Raw genomic sequence first — 22,553 nt, 5'->3', positions numbered from 1 at the left:
AAGACAGAAGACTTTGGTTAGTTGAATACTGCGAATCACTATTCAATAATATGTGCCTGCACTTCGTTTGCAACCAATAACTCTGCAATCTCCGGTGAAAGTTTTTGGTCTGTAAATAAGTGATCTACTTGGGTGATGCTGCCTTGTTTGACCATTGCACTTCTTCCAAATTTAGAATGATCAGCAGCTAGCAGAATACAATTTGAATTATCAATAATCGCTTGTGCTACTTTAACTTCTCTAAAATCAAAATCTAGTAACGAACCGTCTTGGCTGATTCCACTTATGCCGATAATCCCAAAATCCATTTGAAATTGTGATATGAAATCACAGGTTGCTTCACCAATTATTCCGCCATCTCTATGTCTAACTTCTCCAGCGGCAACAATAACCGTAAAGTCTTCTTTAGCCGATAAAAGGGTTGCCACATGAATATTATTGGTCACAATATTAAGGTTTTGATGGTTTAGTAGTGCACGAGCTATCGTTTCAGTGGTTGTGCCAATATTAATAAATAAAGAAGCGCCATTGGGGATCAGTTTTACTAATTCGTTTGCTATTGCTTCTTTTGATTCCAAATTCATTATTTTTCGAGTTTGATAAGACGTATTTGCAGTAGTGGAAGAATTTGTGATCTCTGCCCCACCATGCCGACGAACAACTAATTTTATCTCATCAAGGTAGTTTAAATCACGTCTAATAGTTTGAGGGGTAACGTCAAAATATGATGCTAACTCATCAATGCTTACAAACCCTTTCGCTTGCAAATGCTTGACTAAAGCAACTTGCCGTTTATTTTGTGGCATTTTTCTTCCTTATAGCAAATGAAAAGTAAAACAAGGCATATCATGAGTTTAAACAATAATATTTCTTAATTCATCATGTTATTTTCTGAAAGTTCGTTTTCACACATCTATTCTACTATTTTGGACTTTGCTGTTATTTTTTCATTTTACGAGTTGTTATAATTAACTTTACTTATTTGAAAATCCTGCGACTTTTCTATCAACTCTAACAAAAGCCCCACTATTACTGCATTTGTTCGATTATACCAAAGTTTAGTTGTTAAATATTAGTAATTGAACTACCTTAAATTTGTTAATGTGAATGGTGTAATTAGATTTTAATGTAATAAAATGAAAATTTAATGTTAATTAATGTTGATTTATGTTCGTTTTTCTTTATTATCTCTCCCTATATTATTCGGGGTTAGCAAATATGTCAGGTTTTTACTTATCCATTGATCAAGGAACAACAAGTTCCCGAGCCATACTTTTTTCTGAAGAAGGTCAAATACATGGCAAAGCCCAGCAAGAGTTTTCACAACAGTTTCCACAAAACGGTTGGGTAGAGCATGATCCAAACGACATTTGGAATTCTGTTTTATCAACCTGCACAAAGGTCATCACTGATACGGAAGTTGATATAAAACAGATTCGCGCCATTGGCATAACTAATCAAAGAGAAACCACCATTGTTTGGGACAGATTCACTGGCAAGCCTATTTACAACGCTATCGTTTGGCAGGATCGAAGAACCGCCGCTTATTGCGAGAGTATTAATTCCCCGCAGGTTCAATCCTTAATTTCAAACAAAACTGGCCTGTTACTCGATTCTTATTTTTCAGCAACAAAAGTGCGTTGGATTTTAGAAAATGTTGAAGGGGCGCGCGAAAAGGCCGAAAGAGGAGAGTTAGTATTTGGCACTGTAGATAGTTATTTGTTGTGGCAACTAACTTCGGGTAAATCTCATTTTACAGATGCAACCAATGCATCAAGAACAATGTTATTTAACATTCACGACCAATGCTGGGATGAAGAGTTGCTATCAATGTTTTCCATTCCAAAGTCAATGTTGCCAGAAGTAAAAGATTCTGCTGATGATTTTGGCTCGACTGAATTTTCTGTTTTTAATAGAAGTATCCCTATCTGCGGTATTGCCGGTGATCAGCAGGCTGCTTTAATTGGACAGGCCTGTTTTCTGCCAGGTATGGCTAAAAGTACCTATGGAACGGGTTGTTTTGTTATGCAAAACACTGGTAACCAGCCTCTCAAATCAAATAATAAATTACTCACTACTGTTGCTTACAGGTTGAATGGCAAAGTTACATATGCAATTGAAGGTAGCATTTTCATGGCAGGTGCAACAGTCCAATGGCTCCGTGATGGTCTAAAGATAATATCACAAGCAAGCGAATGTGATGGTTTAGCGAATAGTATTCCTCATGATCATGGAGTCTATATGGTTCCAGCATTTACGGGATTAGGAGCTCCTTATTGGAACTCAGATGCTAGAGGCGCAATTCTTGGTCTAACGCGAGATTCGGGGGTTCAAGAAATTGCCACTGCCGCTCTGCAATCAGTTTGTTACCAAACGAAAGACTTACAACTAGCAATGGAGAACGATGGCTTAAAACCTAATGTTCTTCGCGTAGACGGTGGCATGTCAAGTAGTGATTGGACCTTAACATTTTTATCCGACCTCTTAAATGTAACCGTCGAAAGGCCAGAGGTTACTGAAACCTCAGCCCTTGGTGTCGCGTACTTAGCCGGCCTTCAGATTGGATCTTTTCAGGATACTAATGATATCGCTGATTTGTGGAGCTCCAACCGCGTTTTTAAGCCCACAATTTCCGAAGAGTTACGTGAAAAATTGTATTCAGGCTGGTTGCAGGCTGTTTGCAAGGTTATGCATGAAACAAATTCTTAACTAAATTCTGACCACCATTCTAAAATTGCTCACTTTTTAACAACGTGTCCAATTTGAACTTAGAATAAAAACAAAGAGTATCTTCTGAGGGGGAGATTAAATGAAAACACACAAGAGAAAACTAACGGCTATCGCAATGGCCTTAACGACTGCTTTTGCTACGGGAGAAGTATTCGCACAAGCTACACCGAATGATCAAAATGTAGAAGTTATATCTGTTAGAGGTGTTGTAAGTAGCCTTAAACGAGCGATGGAAGATAAGAAGCAGTCCGCTGTCGTTTCTGATGGAATTGCTGCTGAAGACCTAGGCAAATTTCCAGATTTGAACGTTGCTGAGTCTTTACAAAGGATTACAGGCGTTTCAATTGATCGAAGCGGTGGTGAAGGTCAGGCAGTAACTGTCCGAGGATTTGGACCTCAATTTAATACCGTTTTAGTAAATGGCCGCCAAATGGCTACAGATAGCGCAGGTAGAGAATTCAATTTTGATATTTTAGCAGCAGATCAGATTGTTGGAGCTGATGTATATAAAACTTCAACCTCTAATCTTCAAGAGGGAGGTATGGGAGGTACAGTAAATGTATCAACAGCCAAACCATTTGATAATAACGGTTTTAATTTAGTCGGCTCGTTGAAGGGAGTATATGAAAGCCTATCAGAAGAAACTTCTCCGGCTGCATCAGTGTTGATTAGTAATACTTTTAACGAGGATCGATTTGGCGCTTTGCTAGCTGTAAGCCACCAAGAACGAGATGTACAAATAAATCGCATCGAAACTGCTGGTTGGCGTCCAAACCAACGTATCGAAAACTCTGTTGACGGCGTATTGTTTGAGAATGCTTATATTCCAAGAAACTGGGATCAAATTGTAGATCAACAAGAGCGTACAAGAACAAACGCAAGTCTCGTATTACAGTATGCTCCGTCTGATGATGTTGTGATAACTGTTGACGGTTTTATATCTAAATTTGAAGTGGATTCGGTTGCAACAGACTTAGCTTCATGGTTTGAACCTGATCGTGTTGGTTCAGCCCAGATTGATGAAGCGACAGGGACTCTAATTTCGTTTACACAAGGAATCGGGATTGATGCTCAGGGAAGTGGTAACCCGGCAACAGATTTTGTATCTCATACTCGTAATTCACGTGATTCAACAACCAAAGGTTTCGGTATCAATGTCGAATGGGCGTTAACAGATCAATTAGAAGCTACATTTGATATTTCAACCTCTGAAGCTGAGAATGACCGTGCTGGAAAAGACCGCTTTAACGTTATTGGTATCATCAATGAGTATGAATTTGATAATACTGGTAGCATACCCACTGTGCGCCATGACGGGTTTGGTGATGGAAACTTGCCGGATGCGAATTTGTCTCGCTTGCACTATAACGAAAAAGGAAATGTCTTTAGTGACGAAGATGAAATTACCGAATATAAAGCAGATTTTGTCTATTTAGCTGATAGTGATGTTTTCCAATCTGCTCGGTTTGGTGCTTATCGACAAGAAAGAGAGAAATCTAGTTTTCAAATATTCGGCAGTCAATGCCAGTTTTGCGGGTACGGTACCTCAGCCCCTAATGACGTAATTGATTTTGAAGAGTTCACAGCAAATAACTACTTTCCAGGATTAATTGATACTTTCTATACTTTTGATGGTGACAAGTACGTAGACTTCTTAGCCAGTGAAGGTTTCCCCATAGAAACATCTTTACAAAACAACCGCTATACTATTGATGAAGATATCACAACGTTATACATGGATTTTACACTAGTACATGACTTAGGTGATATGCCATTAACTGTGAACATTGGGGCTCGTTACGCGCAAACTTCTGTAGATGTTTTTGCAGTGCAAAGCTTTATTAGTGATGTCGTCAAGACAACAGATGAAACTTTGTTCGCTAATCATTTTGCCGACCCCAATGATATCGTAGGAAGTTCAGACTACTCAAATTTGCTACCAAGTATCAATGTTAAATTGGATATCCAAGATGACATGGTTTTAAGGTTTGCTTCATATGACTCAATGACTCGTCCTACCATGTCTCAAATGTCTCCCGCGACTACATTTAATGAGCCTCGTCGTCAAAATTTGACTGCGCAAGGCGGAAATCCAGATCTGAAGCCTTTTACTTCTGAAAACTGGGATATTTCTTTTGAGTGGTATTACGGCGATGCAAGTTACTTTACGTTTGCTGTATTCAACAAAGAAGTTGAAGATTACATAGTGACCACAACTGGTGTCGAAACTTACACTATGACCGATCGTGTCGGTCCAGATTTTTTATGTAATATTGATAATTCGGCGCAATGTGCCGACGACAATGTTGCTGAAATCGAGGAATTGAATGGTGCACAAGAAGATTACATGGTTAGTCGACCACAAAACAGTGAAAGTGGTGAAGTTAGCGGTTACGAAATAGCTATTACTCATGTATTTGAGAATGGATTTGGTTTCATTGCAAATGCAACTGTTGTCGACAGTAGTTCTAGTGAAGGTTTCGCTTTAGAAGGATTAGGTGATTCACAAAATTTAGTTGGTTTTTATGAGGCTGATAATTGGCAAGCAAGAATTGCTTTTAATAATCGCGAATCGTTTTTACGCCTAGTAGATAACGGATTCAATGGTGAGCCTGTCAATACTCAAACTTATGGTCAATGGGATGTAAGTGGTAGTTACGACATTAATGAACATTTCACTGTATTTTTTGAAGGTATTAACATTACTGAAGAAGAGTTAGTGCAAACAGGTCGTTATGCTAACCAAATATATAATATTGAAGACAACGGTTCTCGTTATGCAATAGGTATAAGAGGGAAGTTTTAATTATAACTACTAAATTTCGGCCTGTGAAAGCAGGCCGATTGATATTCGATAAATAAAAACTTCGATATTCAATTGAATATAATCAAGCCCAAAAGTGCTTCATTTTAGTATTAAAAACATAGTAGGCAAATGAAAATGTCATCGAAGGTTAAAGAAATTGTTATTGTTGGGGGGGGGACTGCTGGATGGCTGAGCGCCGCTATTATTGCCGCGTACCACCAAAAAGCAAATCCTGAGCAGTTCAAAGTTACCTTGGTCGAATCTTCAGACATCCCTACTGTGGGGGTGGGGGAAGGAACCTGGCCGACGATGAAAAATACCCTCCAACAAATAGGTATTTCAGAGTATGACCTGTTTCAACATTGTCATGCAGCCTTTAAGCAGGGGGGAAAGTTTGTCAATTGGGTACATGGTAATAATGACTTTTATTATCACCCTTTCACATTGCCCTTGGGATACGGTCGAATAGATCTAGCGCCTTATGTATCTCGTATTGAAAATTTCGCGATAGACTCCAATTTTCAATACAAAATTGGCGAAGCTGGGTTAGCACCGCGAACCTTAGCTGATGCTGAGTATCAGGGCCAATGTAATTATGGATATCATCTCGATGCAGGCGCATTTGCTGATTTACTTAAACAGCACTGTATAAATAAACTCAAAGTAAAGCATATTGTTGATACTGTAAAAAATGTACATCTGTCACCTCAACAACATATTGATAAAATCGAGCTGGAAATAAAAGGCAACTTGACTGCGGACTTGTATATAGATTGTACTGGGTTTTCATCATTATTATTGGGTAAAGCCTTAGATGTTCCTTTTAAAAAAACGGATGATGTATTGTTTAACGACTCGGCTTTGGCGATGCAAATTCCCTACAAGGAATCTCAACAAAACATTGCCTGTCACACTATTGCTACTGCACAAAATGCTGGGTGGATTTGGGATATTGGACTTACCAATAGAAGGGGCGTAGGACACGTATATGCGAGTAAATTTCTTTCAGACGATGAAGCTGAAGCGAACTTACGATCTTACATTGGAGAAGGATCTGAAGATCTTGATGCCCGTAAAATTACTTTCCAATCAGGACACAGAAAACAATTCTGGAAAAATAATTGTGTTGCTGTAGGTATGTCAGCTGGTTTTGTCGAACCTCTAGAAGCTACTGCTATTATGTTAGTTGAAATCTCAGCGCGTTATATCGCGGAAAATTTACCCGCAGATAATAATCTAATGCCAATTGTAGCTAAACGATTTAATCAACAAATGGACTATCGTTGGCAACGCATTATTGATTTTTTAAAATTCCATTACATGTTAACAAAACGTCAGGAGCCATACTGGCTGGCTCATTGTGATAAAAGATCTATACCTGAAAGCTTGCAAGAAGACCTATCTATTTGGAAATACCGAGGACCAACATTGGCTGACTTTACTAGCTCAAATGAATTGTTTCCTGCGGCAAGTTATCAGTATGTTCTATATGGAATGGAATTCAAACCTGACTTTGATAAACAAGCCTATTTATATGATCAAAGTGCACAAGCTGAAAAAGTGATAGGACGCAATCATCAACTTACCGAACAAATGTTAAGTTCATTACCCTCCCATAGAGATTACATAGAATCGTGGCTCGCCACATCGAATAAGAGAGTTTAGTAAATGCCAAAGCTAATGGAGTTATCTTACGAAAAACACGGGGAGCTTAAGCTTGATCCAAGCGCATTTATTCAATTTGCTTCAAGCCAACATTTACTCAATATACGGGTGAATGAAGTGGCCTCTACTCTATGTGATTTTCCGGTATTTTTTAATAAAAACCTACAAAGCGGATATTGGAATTTGTCAGCCGTAACCAGTTTTGAAATGGGATCCAATTTATTTGTAGAAAACAATCAATGGCAGGCAGTCTATCGCCCGAGTAGTATTTTGAGTTACCCATTCTACTTGATGAATTCAGGGGAAGATGAAAAAAAGTATTTGTTGGGAGTGGACGAATCCAATTCGGTACTTTCTCAGACAAAAGGTGAGAGCTTATTTGATTCCAATGGTCAACCAACTGAGATTTTAAAACGCATAAAAAACAACCTTAAAGCAGACATTCGTAACGATATCCAGACGATGCAGTTTGGTCAGGTATTGCAAGATTTAGAGTTGTTAAAACCGATTAATTTAATCATTCGTTACCAAGATCAGAATCAGCACACACTTACTGGCTTGAACAGTATCAACGAAGACCAATTACATAGCCTTTCAGATGCTCAATTAGGCGAGTTAAATCGACGTGGTTATCTAACTCCAATACACGGAATATTGCTATCAATTTCGCAGCTAAATGGACTGATTCAGAAAAACAATAAGCGAAATACAAACGCACAAATCCAAAGTATAAAACTTGAAGTAAATAAAAGCTAAAGCCGCACTCGGATTTTAGCAAAAGCAAGTATAAACAACAGCGAAGAAAGTATAGGAAAAATAATGGCAGACCACTTAATTCAAATATCTGTATTTATAGGCGTGACGGCTTTAATTGGCGTCTTGACCTATATTCATTGTAAAGGAAAAGGCCACAGGCAAGCCAATCAAAATAAGGAGTACTTTCTAGCAGGTGGTGGCTTAGCTTGGTATTTTGTCGCGGGTTCGATTACGTTAACCAATTTAAGTACAGATCAGTTAGTCGGGATGAATGGTCAACAAATGGCATTGTTGGCTTTGTGGGAATTTTCAGCTGTAGTCGGCCTAATTATTTTAGCTAAAGTATTTTTACCCGTTTATTATAAATTTAAATGCACTACAACCACAGAGCTACTCGAGCAAAGATACCAAAATCGTCATATTCGTGCCGTCATCAGTGTTATGTTCTTTTTGGGGAGCGCTTTAATATTTTGTCCTGCTGTAATCTATTCTGGATCGTTGTTTATGCAAAACATGTTCAATATAGATATTCCACTTATGTATATTGCCACTGCTTTCGCTACTATCGGGGCTATGTACGCAATATTTGGTGGTTTGCGAGCAGTTGCTGTGTCAGATACATATTCGGGTGTATTGCTATTGGTTATGGCTATTTTAATTGTATTTCTGGCGCTTAATGCTATCGACTATGATTTTTCTGGTATCCCCGCTGAACGTTTAACTCTTATTGGTGATGATGACTCTCCTATTCCTTGGCATACACTACTAACCGGCATGATTTTTATACAGATGTTTTATTGGGGGACTAATCAAGTTGTAACCCAAAGAGCTATGGCGGCACCGACGCTAAGAGAAGCGCAAAAAGGTGTTTTTGCGGCGGCGGTAATCCGTTTGGTAATTGTACCAACAATCATAGTTGTACCAGGAATTATCTCTTTTAAATTATATGGAGATATTGGTGATACGGCATATGGTCGAATTGTTGGGGATTTATTACCCGCGTGGTTATCTGGCATTTTCGCAGCGGCAATGGCGGCAGCGGTACTCACTACATTTAATAGTAATCTTAATTCCGCTACTGCGTTATATGTGTGTGATATTCATGAGGCTTACATCGATGACAAACCTAATGTGCCTAAACTGAGTGGCTGGATTACTGCCGGATTAACTTTGTTATCCCTTGCTTTAGTTCCTGTTTACCAACAAGCAGATAGTATTATTAACTTGCTTCAGCAACTTTACGGTTTACTAAGTATGCCTATTTTATCAGTATTTATTGTAGGTTTAGTGTTTAAGAATGTTCATGCAAATGCGGCAATTAGTGCAGTGTTCTTTGGAGTGCTTCTTTATGGCTCACTGTCATTTGAATTTTCACCAGTTTCAAATCCTTTCGGTCTTCATTATATACATTTAATGTTCATTACTTTGGTTTCCTGCGTCGCAGTAGCATTGTTAATTAATAAATTAATATACAAACAAAGCGCGACATTATCTTGGGCAAATACATCACAGGCCAATCCTTAAATCGTTTAACTAATAGATAAATAATATGACTAATTTACGCAAAAGCAATATCAAAAAGCTTCCAAAAAACGAGTTTGATGTACTTATACTTGGTGGAGGTATAAACGGTGCAGTTTCTGCGGCAGCGCTTGCTGCAAAAGGGGTAAAAGTAGCCTTAATTGATAAGGGGGACTTCGCTGGGTTTACTAGTTCGAATTCTTCAAACTTAGCGTGGGGCGGAATTAAATATTTAGAAAGTTATGAATACACCTTGGTCAATAAATTGTGTAAGAGTCGAAATCATCTTATGCGCAGTTATCCTTCAACAGTTAAAGAAATTCGCTTTCTAACAAGTATTCAACGTGGATTTAGGTTTCCACCATTTTTTATTTACATGGGGACTCTGCTTTATTGGGCAATGGGGCGTTTTTTCACTAAGTTTCCTAACTACTTGTCTGCGCAAAAAATTAAAGAACTAGAGCCCATAATAGATACTTCTGCAGTGAATGGTGGTTTTGAATATTCAGACTGTTATTTATATGATAATGATGCAAGATTTGTGTTCAACTTTATTCGCTCAAGTATGAGTTATGGCTGTATTGCCGCTAATTATGTTGAATCGCAAAGCGCTAAAAAAGAAGGCGATATTTGGGTAACTACAGCGAAAGACATAATCAACAATGACAAAATGGAGATTCGCTCTAAGTGTATTATCAATGCCTGCGGCCCTTTCGTAGATCCGGTAAATAATATTTCAGGTGAAACTACCGAGCATCACCATGTTTTTTCAAAAGGTATTCACTTAATTGTTGAAAGAATTACGGAAAGCAACAAAGTTTTGACTTTCTTTGCTGATGATGGTCGACTTTTTTTCGTTATACCTATGGGAACAAGAACGTGTATTGGAACAACCGATAGTCAAGTTGAATCCCCAAATGTTAAAGTTACTGATGAAGATAGGCAGTTTATTTTAGATAACGCCAACAATTTATTAGATTTAGAAACTGCTCTAACTAAAAAAGATATTATTTCCGAAAGATGTGGTGTTCGTCCTTTAGCTATCAAAGGTAAAGGTGGGAAAGCGGATTGGGTACAGTTATCTCGTAAACATGCTATTGATACCAATTCAGAAACCAAATACATGTCCATATTTGGAGGCAAACTAACTGATTGCATAAACGTGGGTAACGAGGTGGCTAAAATCGTCAAAGGTTTTGGCATTAACATGCCTTACGCGAATAAAAAGTGGTATGGTGAGCCCGATGACAGCATTAAAAAAGAATTTTTACATCGAGCAGAACTGATGGACTTTGATGCATTAACGCCGGAATCTTCTTCTGAGCCATTAACCCAAAGGTTTTGGCGGCGGTACGGTAGAAATGCGATCAATATGTTAGAAAGTATTCGTGAAAACCCTAAAAAAGGGGAGTTATTGATTAAAAACTCTGAGTATTTAACCGTAGAGTTGGAGCATGCAGCAAATCGAGAAATGGTAACTAAATTGGATGACTTTTTAAGAAGAAGATCGAAGATTTCGTTGGTGTTATCGCAACAAGAAATTTTGTCTTCTCCCGGTTTGTTAGAAGCCTGCCATATTCTGTTTGGCGATGAAGCAGAAGCAAAACTTAATGAATATATTCGAGACCAAGAAACAAACTAAGCCACTTTGATTCGCTGGTGGATGTCGCCACTGATAGCGCGGCGACATCTTCACTGCAATTGTCTATTTCCCTATGCTTTCAGATTAAAAACTAGCACGAAGGCCAAGGTTAATTGAGCGACCTTTACCAGGTAGCTGCGCAAAATCAGTGCTTTCACCCATTCTAATATCTGCAACACTGACGCCACCTAGCGGCAATTCATAGTATTCATTCAGCAGATTATTGACACTCACACTTAGGGTTATATGTTGCCAATGATACTGACTTGCGATATCTACTAATGTGTAACTATCGGTGGTATTTTCAAGTCGACGAGCATCAACACGCTCTTTGCTGTCTACCCACTGTACGCTCACGCTGTTTTGCCAATTAGCTAACTTGTGCTGCAAACTCAGTTTAGCTTCTATGGGGTTAATTTGATAAAGATCTTCGCCACTATCGTCGCGGGAACCTCGGACACTGCTAAATTCGGTTTGTAGGTTCCACTGACCCCATGTGGCATCGTCTGCAATTTGTTTTCGCGCTTGGATATCCACCCCATAAAGCGTGGCCTCGGTATTACCGAACTGCAACAGGTTGCGGGTGGCATCAGGGTTGTCTGTTTGTCCAAAGGCACTAAAGCTACCAATAACTTGTGCATCAATATAATCACTTATTTTAGTGTAATAAGGATTAATGGAAAATTGCCAACTTTCATCGGCACTAGCGTATTGGTATCCAGCACTAAAGGTTACTGCCGTTTCAGGGGCCAAATTAATGTCTCCCACATAGCCATTACCATCGCCAAACCAGCCAATCATGGTCATAGCCATGCTGCCGCGGCCCCAGCTATAACGTTCGTATAAGTTTGGTGCGCGGTTTTTGCGTGCTATACCCAATTCTAAAGTTTGTTGGCTATTAAGGGGAATGGATGCCAATAAGGATATATCCACTAATGTATCTGAACGATTTCGATCTGCTGCATTGAATGTCAGGCTAGCTGCATAATCCGCATTCGGCATGCCCATCATCGACATGGTACTGTATGACTGCACTTCACCGGTATCGGTTGTAACATGTTCAACCCGCACTCCTGCAGAGATTGTCCATTGATTGGCCAGCTGGGAAATACTTTCAGCGTAGATTGCCAGGCGGTCGCGCTCACCATCATGAATATTGTGGTAATCATTGGGTCCCATCATTGCAGAATCGGCAACCGCCGGCCACCAATCTTCAATTCGATAAGCAAACCATTCTGCACCAGCTAACCAGGTTTGGTTGTCGGAGGTAGGGACACGCCAGCGTAATTTCGCACTGTAGTCATCAGATTCAGTATTCATCGGCATCATGCCCGTTTTTTCTGGCGTAAAAAAGCCCATCCGATGTTCAACTTGGTGCCAATTGAATTGTGCCTGAAAATCGCCATTTTGTAACTCACGTAAATATTGTGTGGTTAGCCCATAACTTTGGTTGTGAGTCATATCCATGTATTGATTTGCAAAGCCCTGAAAAGGGATATATTGATGGGTTAGTTTAACTGCCAGTTGCTGATACTGGTCTTTGAAAGCTGCAGTTAGCGCATGGTTTTGTGCTCTGTATAGTGTATCGCGCACTTGGTCACCATTGCCATCATCATAACTTGATGCATCTTCATAGGCACCTTGATAATCCAGACTGATTGAATCACTTGACAAATGCATACCTAAACCAATTAGCATGGCATCGTTAACACTGCGGTACTCCGCCGAAGCATAACCCGATTGCCAGCCTATATTTTCACTGTCGTTATACTGTGGATTTATGGTGTTCACCTCTATTACACCGGCAATATTGTCTCCTGCCGAACTTACCGGTGAAATGCCAGCAATTACTGAAATCGTCTTGATTTGATTGGCAGAAATATAGGATAGTGGAGGATTCATATGGTTTGCACAGGCTGCGGTAACATCTGCACCATCTACCAGCACTTTAACGCGATCTCCCATCATACCGTTGAGTACCGGTAAGCTGGACATTCCACCTGCTGCCGAAAAGCGCACACCTTGTTGTTCTAGTAGAGCTTCTGGTGAACCCAAAAGCACTTTATCTTGAGGTTTATAGCCTATTACTTCTACAATTTCGGTTTCGTCATTTGCATATACAGGAGAAGTTAAGAAACACGCACCGATGACTAGTGCGATAGGGGAAAGTTTCTGGGAAATGCTTAGATTACTGGACGTTACTGACACCAATTTGAACCTTTTAAGTGTGATTTAACGTTAGTATAGCGAGGCAGTTAGCCCTCTAAAATGCGACATATTGTCGCACCCTTATATTCCGCGCTCACCTTTAGGCTAGACTGCATTCGAGAAATATTTCTAGTCAGTGGATTGCTTCGGCTAATATATCGGACTGAAGCCCGAGCTACCGGTTCTGTGATTTCGTTGAGATATGCAAATACGTTTGTCGGCTGGACTTTATTCCTATGAAATGTTGAATCATAGCGCTGATACTTAACTATTAAGCCATGGCGATAAGTGCTTTTTCGACTTCAAACACATGTTTGTCAACTTCATCATGCTCTCTTAGCGCTGCAGCAAGTTCATAAACATAGTCGCGATTCAATCCGCTTGGTCCAGATGAGTTGAAAATTTGCGTTGCAATATCTTTTATACTGGCTTCGCCTAAGTAAGCCGCATTGTCAGGACTGGCAAGATATATCAAACCTTTGACTGTTCGGTTATCTGATAGATGGATAGGTATTTCATGGCGCAGATACCCATTTTTCTCTCGATGATCTAAGTGCTCGAAAACGTCGTGGTTGACTTTAAACGCACGTCCAAAACACTTTTTTCCACTGCTAGGGCACAAGGTTAGCACTCTTCCGGGGCGCTCTGGAGTCCCTCTATGGTCATGACTTCCTTGCCAAAAGCGGCGCTCGTAATGAAAAATGTGCGCATATTCACTGCTTATGAAATCAAAGTCCACTTTATAAATTAATGAGCCATAACCGAACAACCAGATTTCATCATAGTCCGTTAAGTTCTGACGTTGTTTGTTGATTGCTTGCGTATCAAAGGCCATCTAAAACTACTTGTTTAATGCTGAAGTGTTGAAGTTGGCATATAGTTTACCTGACATTTTTAGTCAAAGTACCCACCGAGACAGTACTACTTTTTTTGGTTCCAGTAGGCACTTGCATACAATTTACTTTTATCATAGTGGCAAGATTCATTTAAGTAAGACTTTAATTGCCTCACGATCTTGGCTTCAGCCCCAATAAAAATCGCCGTTTCTTGCATATCTGTCGGCTGCGATGACAATCCTAATAAAAAACCTTCGGTTAACTTATCAGGCGTGACCAACCAATTAATCTCGATACCGGTAGGTGCATTGAATTGTTGTTTATCTGCTTCATCAGGTACTTGGATCCACGCGCTACCTTTCGCATCAACCGGTAATTGCTCCAATGTTGCTGCGATAGCGGGTAAAGCAGTTATATCACCAAAGAAAAGATGCTGAGGGGCATTTAAATCTGTATGTTTAACCTCTCCCGGTCCAGCAATTCCCAGAAAGTCTCCAGATTTAGCATTAGCCGCCCAATTACTGGCTAATCCTTGGTGATCATTAACCGCAAAGTCGAGGGTTAATTGACGGTTCTGTTTGTCAAATTCGCGCACAGTATATGAGCGCATCCACTTCTTAAAGCCTATATACATACCTAGTTTAGGCATTTTTTCCGTTGAATTAGGATTTGGGAAGATCGCTTTTACGTGGGCGCTTTTTTTATCATCAGGGAAGTCTTCAAGCTCGTCACCCTGTAAAATGATTCGTCTCATGTGAGGCGATAAATCAATTACCGATTCTACCGTTGTCATACGCATTTTGGGACCCATATAATTCTCCTTTAAGAGTGATTTTTAAGTTAATGGTGGTGCTAAACATTGTTGTAACTTGGAGCGGATCACAAACACCATTATGCAGGCGATGGTTAATCCTATTGCCGTTGCAGATCCCAATAGCACAGCCTTCAAAAGTCCGAGTACTGCTTTTGATGAATCTGAGTTGTCTGCAAGTTTAGCTATGTCATAATCGCTGTTATCAAGCCAACGAACGTACTGAGAATAGTGAATATCGTCAGTGTTTTTTGAACTCTAGTTGCATTTTCGTACCCAATGGAATAAGGTTGATAAAGTCTACTATATTGATTTTGATTGATAATGTCAACCAAATGTATCGGGAGTTTTTACATGTGGAGAAATAATGGAATTAAATGAAGCGCTTTTTAGTCTTTTTCGGACCGTGCGCACGAATATCATTGAGGGCGTTAAACAATTGGATTCAGACTTATCACCTATGCATTTAAAGTCCCTGAAGGTGATCTCTAAAATTGAAGATTGCACCGGTCAAAAGTTGGCCACGTTTATGTCTCGAGACAAAGCGCAAATTAATCGCTTGATTAAAGAGCTCGTAAATCAGCAGTTGGTGGTTAAAACTAGCAACAAAAACGATGGGCGTAGTCAAATTTTGTCTTTAACTGGCCAAGGAAAAACGTACCTCGACAAATTTAATACAATCGAAAAGCAAGTATTCGATACTATGCTTAAAGATATTGAACCGCAAAAAGTTGAGTTTTTCATCCAACTTGCAAAGGAATTTAAGAGTAATCTGCAATAAATAAGCCTTTGGTTAGGATCAAAAAAGCAACACAATCGTATTTGATTTAATAAGCCATTGAATACCAAAGCTACAATTAAGTGACCCTAGTGGCTTATCATTAAATTACGACAGTGGGTTTTATAACTGAATTGTTATGGGATAGGAGAAAATACTAAGTAAGTTTTAGATTTAGCTAAACGCTTTTCTTAAACAAATATCAGCTTCGGTTAGAGCAAAGATGATTATCGATTGCCATTGTTTTACCCAGCATACTATTTGTTACCCACAAATTTGTAGGTAACAAATGATTGCATTTATTTCTGTGCCTAATGAGCGGGTTTTGCGATTCTCACTAATGACACATCGCAGTCAGCATAGTTAGCAACCCCATTAGCAGTTGAACCTATTAACGCTTGAATCCCTTTTTTAGAATGTGTTCCTAACATGATTAAATCAGCCTTTCTCTTAATGGCTTCATTGCATATCAATTCATAAGGTTTACCCACCTTGATAATGCGATTCTTTTTAGGAACGTTGAAATCAGCGCATAACTCTTCAATCTTTGGCGATATTTCGTCTTTTAATTCTTTCTGATAATCCTTAGGCAATAATTTGTATGGTAAAACATGCATAACAATTAATTTGCTGCCATAAAGCTCTGCCATTTCAGCTGCTTTGGCCAGAACTTGTTTCCCTTCTGCTGATGCCTCTATTGCACACAAAATTGTTTTATACATAATTGCTCCTTAATCATTATCAATATGAACTATTTGTTAGTTGTTATACTAGCGACAAAATAGCTGCAAATATATGATTCACATCAATATTAGGTGAAATTGATTATCTTAACTATCTTCTCTCAATGACTCTATAATGGTCGAAGGGCCATTTTCAGGCTTATAAAGCCAGTAACACATTCTATCGAATTGAATTGAATCCAGTGTTTGCACAATAAACAAGTCAGTTATGGGGCAAAGTTGGTTTTTGGGTGGTTATTTAACCCGGAAGTGTTGTTTATAGTCGGTTCAATCCGTTTAATTCTACCTTAGAGTAAATAGATCGGCATAAATCACCAACAAATCGCCCTTTGACGGTTGACATATAGACGTCTATACGGCAAATTGAGCCACATGAAAATAATAATAAGCACCATCGGCATGATTATGATTACCACCTCAAACGAGTTGGTCGCTGGCTAGTGCTTAAAGAAATTTAAAAAAAGCCCGCGACTCAAGCGGGCTTTTTGTTATTTATAGCAAAATTATTTGCCTACTTTTGTCACTGAGCGCAATTATATTGCCGCAGTGTGAGGGAAAGGCTGAAGTATAAAATTAGAATGCAATCTCAAGCAGCGGAACAGAAGTAAACAGGAGCAATAAATGAAGGTGTTGAAATTTGGTGGCTCTTCTATGGCTGATGCTAAACGTTATTTGTCGGTCAAAGACATAAGCTTAGCTAGCCATGAAGAAAACGGTGCAGCAGTGGTTTTATCGGCTCCTAAGGGAGTGACCAACGCATTATCCTTGTTATGTGAACAAGCAAGTGCAGGGAGCGATTTTGGCGAATTGTATGCCAAACTAGAAATGACGTTAAATGGTATTGCTAGCGATCTCGCTAACCAATTACCCGCTTTTCGTAAAGCCCGTTTAAGCAGCTTTATTGACACTATTTTAGTTGAGTTGAAACAGCATTTAGATGGCATTCAGTTACTTCGTTGTGCCCCAGACCAAATTACCGCTAAAATTTTAAGTATGGGCGAATATGTTAGTGTGAATATTTTTAGTGAAATATTAAACGCACTTGGCCAAAAAAATCACATTATTGACCCTGTTAATTATATTGTTGCTGAAGGTGAGTATTTAGATAGCATTGCTGATGTTGCAGTGAGCAAAGCGCGCTTTTCAGACTTTGTTTATGATAAATCTGAAATATTGATTATGCCGGGCTTTGTTGCAGTTAACGCTGAAGGCGAAAAAGTGACCCTTGGTCGCAATGGTTCTGATTATTCCGCAGCTATCCTTGCCGCCTGCTTAGATGCGGAGTGTTGTGAAATTTGGACAGACGTGGACGGGGTTTACAATGCCGATCCCAACCAAGTAGATGGTGCCGTGTTACTCGATAAACTTACTTATCAAGAAGCCATGGAGCTTTCTTATTTTGGAGCCAAAGTTCTGCACCCGAAAACCATTGGCCCAATCGCCCAACACCATATTCCTTGTTTGATTCGCAATACCTTAAACCCCGCTGCTCCTGGGACATTAATCGGTAAAGACTCGAGTGAAATTTGGACCAGTGTTAAAGGGATATCTCATCTTGATGATATGACTATGTTTAATGTCGCTGGCCCAGGTATGAAAGGTATGGTTGGCATGGCCAGTCGTGTGTTTGAAGTCATGTCGAATGCGAATATCTCTATCAGCTTAATTACCCAGTCATCTTCTGAATACAGCATTAGCTTTTGTATTCACAGCAAAGATGCTGAAAAAGCTCAAAATCTGTTAGAAGATGCGTTTGCGTTGGAATTAGCGAACAACTTACTAGATCCCATCGAAGTTCGCCATGAATTAGCAATTGTCACTTTAGTTGGAGATGGTATGCGTCATTCAAAGGGCTTAGCAGCCAAGTTCTTCAGTTCATTGGCTCAAGCAAGAGTCAACAATGTCGCTATTGCTCAAGGCTCATCTGAGCGCTCAATTTCGACGGTAATTGAGAGTCACCGTGCAAAAGAAGCAGTGAAGGTTGTACATCAGAATTTTTTCTCGAATACCCACTCCATTGATATTTTCCTTGTGGGGTGCGGCAACGTAGGGAAAGAACTATTGCAACAAATGGCTCGCCAACAACAACCTTTGTTTGAGCGTGGTATTAGCTTAAAAGTCTACGGCGTAGCCAATAGTCGTAAATTGTTGTTGCAAGCTGGTGGCATTGATCTGCAAGGGGAGTGGCAAACTGATTTAGATAACTCAGACAAAACCTTATCGGTTGAAAATTTGAATGAATTTGTTAAGCAAAACAGTCTGATTAACCCAGTTATTGTGGACTGTACGAGTAACGAAAATATTGCCGGTCAATATGCCGACTTTATGTCTGCTGGTTTCCATGTTGTGACCCCTAACAAAAAAGCCAACACTCGCGATATTGCCTACTACAAAAAACTGCGTTCTATGGCTCAGGAAACAAATCGCCAGTTTTTATATGAAACAACTGTTGGTGCTGGATTGCCGGTAATCGATAACTTGCAAAAGTTGATTTACGCAGGTGACGAATTAAAACGCTTTGAAGGTATTTTATCGGGTTCTTTATCGTTTGTATTTGGTAAGTTAGATGAAGGCCATACATTGTCAGAGGCCACTCAAATAGCCAAGCAAAATGGCTTCACCGAACCTGACCCTCGGGATGATTTATCGGGTATGGATGTGGCGCGAAAACTCTTAATCATGGCTCGCGAGTCAGATCTAGAGTTAGAACTAAGCGATATTGAAATAGAATCCGTACTTCCAGACTCTTTTGATGCCAGTGGCAGTATCGATGACTTTATGGCTAACCTACCTAGCTTGGATGGCCACTATTTAAAACTGGTTGAAGAAGCCAAAAGCAAAGGACAAGTTTTACGTTATGTTGGCTCAATTGAAAAAGGCCAATGTAAAGTTGCGTTAAAAGCCGTCGATAACACCCACCCTTTATATACAATTAAAGAAGGGGAAAATGCCTTAGCGATTCATAGTCATTATTACCAGCCTATTCCCTATGTTATTCGCGGTTATGGCGCCGGCGCAACAGTTACCGCCGCTGGTGTGTTTGCTGATGTACTTCGTACTATGCCATGGAAACAGGATATCTAAACGATGAATAAAAGCATGACAGCTTACGCGCCTGCATCAATTGGCAATGTTAGTCTAGGTTTCGACTTACTAGGTGCAGCATTAACCCCTATTGATGGAAGTCCTTTGGGCGATCAAGTGGAGGTTAGCGCTGCGGATACCTTTAGTCTAAAAGTTGAAGGACGCTTTGCGGATAAATTGCCTGCAGATCCACAATCAAATATTGTTTTTCACTGCTACACTTTATTCACTAAAAAATTGCATGAACGTGAATTGCCAAGTGCGGAAGTGGCAATGGTATTACACAAAAACTTACCCATTGGCAGTGGCCTAGGTTCAAGTGCCAGTTCGATAGTCGCTGCGTTGCACGGTTTAAATCAGTTTTTTGATGAACCTTTCGAAGCAAACGAGTTACTATTGATGATGGGTGAATTGGAAGGACAAATTAGCGGAAGTGTGCATTACGACAATGTAGCACCTTGTTTTGTGGGCGGTTTAACTTTGATGAATAGCCAGTCAGACAAAATAGCGTTGTCGTTACCGATTTTTGAAAATTGGTATTGGGTAGCTTGTTATTCAGGGATCAGTGTTTCAACGGCTGCAGCGAGGGACATTTTGCCCAAGCAAATCCCCATGGCGCAGACTATCACCTTTGGTCAGCAGCTGGCCGTGTTTGTGGATGCAAGTTATCGAAAAGACGAAGCTTTAGCCGCTGCAGTGATGAAGGATGTGTTGGCAGAACCTTATCGTAAGTCTTTGTTACCCAAATTTGATGAAAGCAGAGATTATGTAATGAACAATGGTGGCTTAGCCTTCGGTATTTCTGGCTCGGGCCCAACTGTATTTGCAGTTTGTAATAATTTAGAGAAAGCACAAGGTATTCAAAATTGGTTATCTGAAAATTATATTCAGAATGACACGGGTTTTAGTCATATTTGCCAGATTGATACGCAAGGTGCGGTGGTCTCATAAACCAGCCCTAAGACGCTGGTAAACCGATAAAATAAAGGTAGTAATTAAGTGGAATTGTTTAATTTAAAAGATGACAGCGATCAAGTTAGTTTCGCTGAAGCGGTAAAAAAAGGCTTAGGTAAAAACCAAGGGCTATATTTTCCAAAGGAATTTCCTAAGTTCGAAAATATCCAAGCAATCTTGGATATGCCATTCGTTCCCCGTTCAGTGGAAATATTGTCAAAGTTAATTGGCGATGAGCTTTCCAAAGCTGAAATTCAAGGTATTGTCGAAAAAGCGTTTGCTTTCGAAGCTCCCTTGGCAAAAGTGACTGACGGTATCTACAGTCTTGAATTGTTCCATGGGCCAACATTGGCGTTTAAAGACTTTGGTGGCCGCTTTATGGCGCAAGTCTTGTCTGTCATCGCAAAAGGTGAGCCTATTACTATCCTTACCGCGACCTCAGGAGATACTGGTGCGGCTGTTGCCCATGCATTTCATGGATTAGACAATATTAATGTGGTGATTTTGTATCCTAAAGGCAAAATTAGTCTGCTACAGGAAAAGCTGTTCACAACACTTGGCGACAATATCCACACTGTTGCCATTGAAGACGACTTTGATGCTTGCCAACAATTAGTCAAATCTTCCTTTGATGATATTGAAGTGCGTCAAGGCTTGCACTTAAACTCGGCTAATTCAATTAACATCAGTCGTTTGCTAGCCCAGGTTTGTTATTACTTTGAAGCGATTTCTCAGTTGTCAGAAGAAGAGCGTGAAAACGTCGTGATTTCTGTACCAAGCGGAAACTTTGGTAACCTAACCGCAGGGATGATTGCTAAAGTGATGGGTCTACCTATCAAACGTTTTATTGCGGCGACTAACTCTAATGATACGGTTCCTCGTTACCTGAAAACCGGTGACTGGGATCCAAAAGCGACAGTTGCTACTTTATCCAATGCTATGGACGTGAGCCAACCAAACAACTGGCCAAGAATCGAAGCCCTAATCGAACGTGGTTTAATTGACAAAGAAATGTTGCAGGGTGATGCGGTAGATGAAGATTACACTCAGGTTGCTATGAAACAATTGGCTCAACTTGGTTATGTGAGTGAGCCCCATGCCGCAATCGCTTATAAATCGTTAACACGTTTTATTGAGCCAGGTGAAACCGGTATTTTCTTAGGTACTGCTCACCCAGCGAAATTCAGAGAAAGTGTTGAGAATGTACTGGGGCAGCCTATTAGTTTGCCTCAACCTTTGGCTGACTGTGCTGGTAAAGAGAGCTTCTCGGTAGACTTGGCTAATGATTATGAGCAATTAAAGGCTCATTTATTCAAGACTCTACAAGCGTAAATGCTAACTTGGAAAGAAATTATTGAGGCTGAGAAAAAACAGCCTTATTTCCAAAACATAGAACAGTTTATTGCCAGTGAACGTGGCGCGGGTAAAATAATTTATCCGCCAGATGAGTTTGTCTTCAACGCCTTTAAAATGACTCCCTTTACGGATGTTAAGGTTGTCGTCTTAGGTCAAGATCCATACCACGGCCCGGGACAAGCTCATGGTTTAAGTTTTTCGGTAGAATCAACCGTTAAAATCCCGCCATCATTGAGAAATATATTCAAAGAACTGGCTGAGGATATTGAAGGCTTTACAATACCGGCCCATGGCAATTTGACTCAATGGGCGAAACAAGGTGTGTTATTGCTCAATACGGTATTAACTGTAGAGCAGGGCAAAGCCCACTCCCATGCAAAAATTGGCTGGGAAATATTCAGCGATAATGTGATCAGTCAATTAAACCAACACCGTCAGGGGCTAGTCTTTTTACTGTGGGGCAGCCATAGTCAAAAGAAGGGGCAATTGGTAGACCAAAATCGCCACCACATACTTAGGGCACCGCATCCATCGCCGTTGTCAGCACATCGAGGCTTTCTAGGATGTAAACACTTCTCCCAGACCAATAAAATACTGACTAGCCAAAGACAATCTCCAATAAATTGGCAGATTGACTAAAATCTATAGTGATAAAAAAAGCCC

General features: G+C 39.9%; 16 protein-coding genes. 11 read left to right on the top strand and 5 right to left on the bottom strand.

Features of this window, described 5'->3' with window-relative positions; translation table 11 throughout:
- Nucleotides 1-38: 38 nt before the first annotated feature.
- Entirely contained in the window at nucleotides 39-806 is a 768-nt protein-coding gene (locus tag Q4574_RS05940; protein WP_303472557.1) for a DeoR family transcriptional regulator, read from the bottom strand.
- Nucleotides 807-1,218: 412 nt separating this feature from the next.
- Between Q4574_RS05940 and glpK the strand changes: the two genes are divergently transcribed.
- From glpK to Q4574_RS05910, 6 genes are all read left to right on the top strand, one after another.
- The gene (gene glpK / locus Q4574_RS05935; protein WP_303472555.1) at nucleotides 1,219-2,709 is read left to right on the top strand and encodes a glycerol kinase GlpK; all 1,491 of its coding nucleotides are present in this window, start codon (nucleotides 1,219-1,221) and stop codon (nucleotides 2,707-2,709) included.
- A gap of 136 nt (nucleotides 2,710-2,845) precedes the next feature.
- Complete coding sequence (locus Q4574_RS05930) at nucleotides 2,846-5,536, top strand: TonB-dependent receptor (RefSeq protein WP_368411636.1); 2,691 nt, start codon at nucleotides 2,846-2,848, stop codon at nucleotides 5,534-5,536.
- 135 nt (nucleotides 5,537-5,671) lie between these two features.
- Nucleotides 5,672-7,201: a tryptophan halogenase family protein gene (locus Q4574_RS05925; RefSeq protein WP_303472836.1), complete on the top strand. Its 1,530-nt coding sequence runs from the start codon at nucleotides 5,672-5,674 to the stop codon at nucleotides 7,199-7,201.
- A 3-nt stretch (nucleotides 7,202-7,204) separates the two neighbouring features.
- Entirely contained in the window at nucleotides 7,205-7,957 is a 753-nt protein-coding gene (locus Q4574_RS05920; protein ID WP_303472551.1) for a SapC family protein, read from the top strand.
- A gap of 63 nt (nucleotides 7,958-8,020) precedes the next feature.
- The gene (locus Q4574_RS05915) at nucleotides 8,021-9,481 is read left to right on the top strand and encodes an SLC5 family protein (protein ID WP_303472549.1); all 1,461 of its coding nucleotides are present in this window, start codon (nucleotides 8,021-8,023) and stop codon (nucleotides 9,479-9,481) included.
- Between the two features lie 25 nt (nucleotides 9,482-9,506).
- Complete coding sequence (locus tag Q4574_RS05910) at nucleotides 9,507-11,120, top strand: glycerol-3-phosphate dehydrogenase/oxidase (RefSeq protein ID WP_303472548.1); 1,614 nt, start codon at nucleotides 9,507-9,509, stop codon at nucleotides 11,118-11,120.
- A gap of 84 nt (nucleotides 11,121-11,204) precedes the next feature.
- Here Q4574_RS05910 and Q4574_RS05905 read toward each other — a convergent pair whose 3' ends face one another.
- The 3 genes from Q4574_RS05905 to Q4574_RS05895 all read right to left on the bottom strand — a co-directional run bounded on the left by Q4574_RS05905 (nucleotide 11,205) and on the right by Q4574_RS05895 (nucleotide 14,975).
- Nucleotides 11,205-13,328 carry a TonB-dependent siderophore receptor gene (locus tag Q4574_RS05905; protein ID WP_303472546.1) on the bottom strand — a complete coding sequence of 708 codons (2,124 nt, stop codon included), beginning with the start codon at nucleotides 13,326-13,328 and terminating at the stop codon, nucleotides 11,205-11,207.
- 271 nt (nucleotides 13,329-13,599) lie between these two features.
- On the bottom strand, nucleotides 13,600-14,163 hold the full coding sequence (locus Q4574_RS05900) for a gamma-glutamylcyclotransferase (RefSeq protein ID WP_303472544.1): 564 nt from the start codon (nucleotides 14,161-14,163) through the stop codon (nucleotides 13,600-13,602).
- A gap of 86 nt (nucleotides 14,164-14,249) precedes the next feature.
- A complete protein-coding gene (locus Q4574_RS05895; RefSeq protein WP_303472542.1) occupies nucleotides 14,250-14,975 on the bottom strand; it encodes a siderophore-interacting protein in 726 nt (241 codons plus the stop codon).
- Between the two features lie 367 nt (nucleotides 14,976-15,342).
- On the opposite strand from Q4574_RS05895, the gene Q4574_RS05890 reads away from it, so the two are divergent.
- On the top strand, nucleotides 15,343-15,756 hold the full coding sequence (locus Q4574_RS05890; protein ID WP_303472541.1) for a MarR family winged helix-turn-helix transcriptional regulator: 414 nt from the start codon (nucleotides 15,343-15,345) through the stop codon (nucleotides 15,754-15,756).
- A gap of 308 nt (nucleotides 15,757-16,064) precedes the next feature.
- Here the strand turns inward: Q4574_RS05890 and Q4574_RS05885 are convergent, their stop codons facing one another.
- A complete protein-coding gene (locus Q4574_RS05885; RefSeq protein WP_303472539.1) occupies nucleotides 16,065-16,475 on the bottom strand; it encodes a universal stress protein in 411 nt (136 codons plus the stop codon).
- 642 nt (nucleotides 16,476-17,117) lie between these two features.
- Here Q4574_RS05885 and thrA point away from each other — a divergent pair.
- From thrA to ung, 4 genes are read left to right on the top strand one after another with little or no spacing between them, the layout of a single operon-like run.
- On the top strand, nucleotides 17,118-19,580 hold the full coding sequence (gene thrA, locus Q4574_RS05880) for a bifunctional aspartate kinase/homoserine dehydrogenase I (protein WP_303472538.1): 2,463 nt from the start codon (nucleotides 17,118-17,120) through the stop codon (nucleotides 19,578-19,580).
- 3 nt (nucleotides 19,581-19,583) lie between these two features.
- Entirely contained in the window at nucleotides 19,584-20,531 is a 948-nt protein-coding gene (gene thrB / locus Q4574_RS05875) for a homoserine kinase (RefSeq protein WP_303472536.1), read from the top strand.
- A 48-nt stretch (nucleotides 20,532-20,579) separates the two neighbouring features.
- Nucleotides 20,580-21,866: a threonine synthase gene (gene thrC, locus Q4574_RS05870; protein WP_303472534.1), complete on the top strand. Its 1,287-nt coding sequence runs from the start codon at nucleotides 20,580-20,582 to the stop codon at nucleotides 21,864-21,866.
- On the top strand, nucleotides 21,867-22,529 hold the full coding sequence (gene ung / locus Q4574_RS05865; protein ID WP_303472532.1) for a uracil-DNA glycosylase: 663 nt from the start codon (nucleotides 21,867-21,869) through the stop codon (nucleotides 22,527-22,529).
- Nucleotides 22,530-22,553: the final 24 nt, after the last annotated feature.

This window comes from Aliiglaciecola sp. 3_MG-2023, assembly GCF_030548205.1.
Lineage (GTDB): Bacteria > Pseudomonadota > Gammaproteobacteria > Enterobacterales > Alteromonadaceae > Aliiglaciecola.
This window is presented reverse-complemented; position numbering and strand designations above follow the sequence as displayed.

Bases quoted from the DNA above. Each gene is read 5' to 3' on its own strand.
- Q4574_RS05940 (WP_303472557.1), bottom strand. From the start codon at position 806: ATGCCACAAAATAAACGGCAAGTTGCTTTAGTCAAGCATTTGCAAGCG.
- glpK (WP_303472555.1), top strand. From the start codon at position 1,219: ATGTCAGGTTTTTACTTATCCATTGATCAAGGAACAACAAGTTCCCGA.
- Q4574_RS05930 (WP_368411636.1), top strand. From the start codon at position 2,846: ATGGCCTTAACGACTGCTTTTGCTACGGGAGAAGTATTCGCACAAGCT.
- Q4574_RS05925 (WP_303472836.1), top strand. From the start codon at position 5,672: ATGTCATCGAAGGTTAAAGAAATTGTTATTGTTGGGGGGGGGACTGCT.
- Q4574_RS05920 (WP_303472551.1), top strand. From the start codon at position 7,205: ATGCCAAAGCTAATGGAGTTATCTTACGAAAAACACGGGGAGCTTAAG.
- Q4574_RS05915 (WP_303472549.1), top strand. From the start codon at position 8,021: ATGGCAGACCACTTAATTCAAATATCTGTATTTATAGGCGTGACGGCT.
- Q4574_RS05910 (WP_303472548.1), top strand. From the start codon at position 9,507: ATGACTAATTTACGCAAAAGCAATATCAAAAAGCTTCCAAAAAACGAG.
- Q4574_RS05900 (WP_303472544.1), bottom strand. From the start codon at position 14,163: ATGGCCTTTGATACGCAAGCAATCAACAAACAACGTCAGAACTTAACG.
- Q4574_RS05895 (WP_303472542.1), bottom strand. From the start codon at position 14,975: ATGGGTCCCAAAATGCGTATGACAACGGTAGAATCGGTAATTGATTTA.
- Q4574_RS05890 (WP_303472541.1), top strand. From the start codon at position 15,343: ATGGAATTAAATGAAGCGCTTTTTAGTCTTTTTCGGACCGTGCGCACG.
- Q4574_RS05885 (WP_303472539.1), bottom strand. From the start codon at position 16,475: ATGTATAAAACAATTTTGTGTGCAATAGAGGCATCAGCAGAAGGGAAA.
- thrA (WP_303472538.1), top strand. From the start codon at position 17,118: ATGAAGGTGTTGAAATTTGGTGGCTCTTCTATGGCTGATGCTAAACGT.
- thrB (WP_303472536.1), top strand. From the start codon at position 19,584: ATGAATAAAAGCATGACAGCTTACGCGCCTGCATCAATTGGCAATGTT.
- ung (WP_303472532.1), top strand. From the start codon at position 21,867: ATGCTAACTTGGAAAGAAATTATTGAGGCTGAGAAAAAACAGCCTTAT.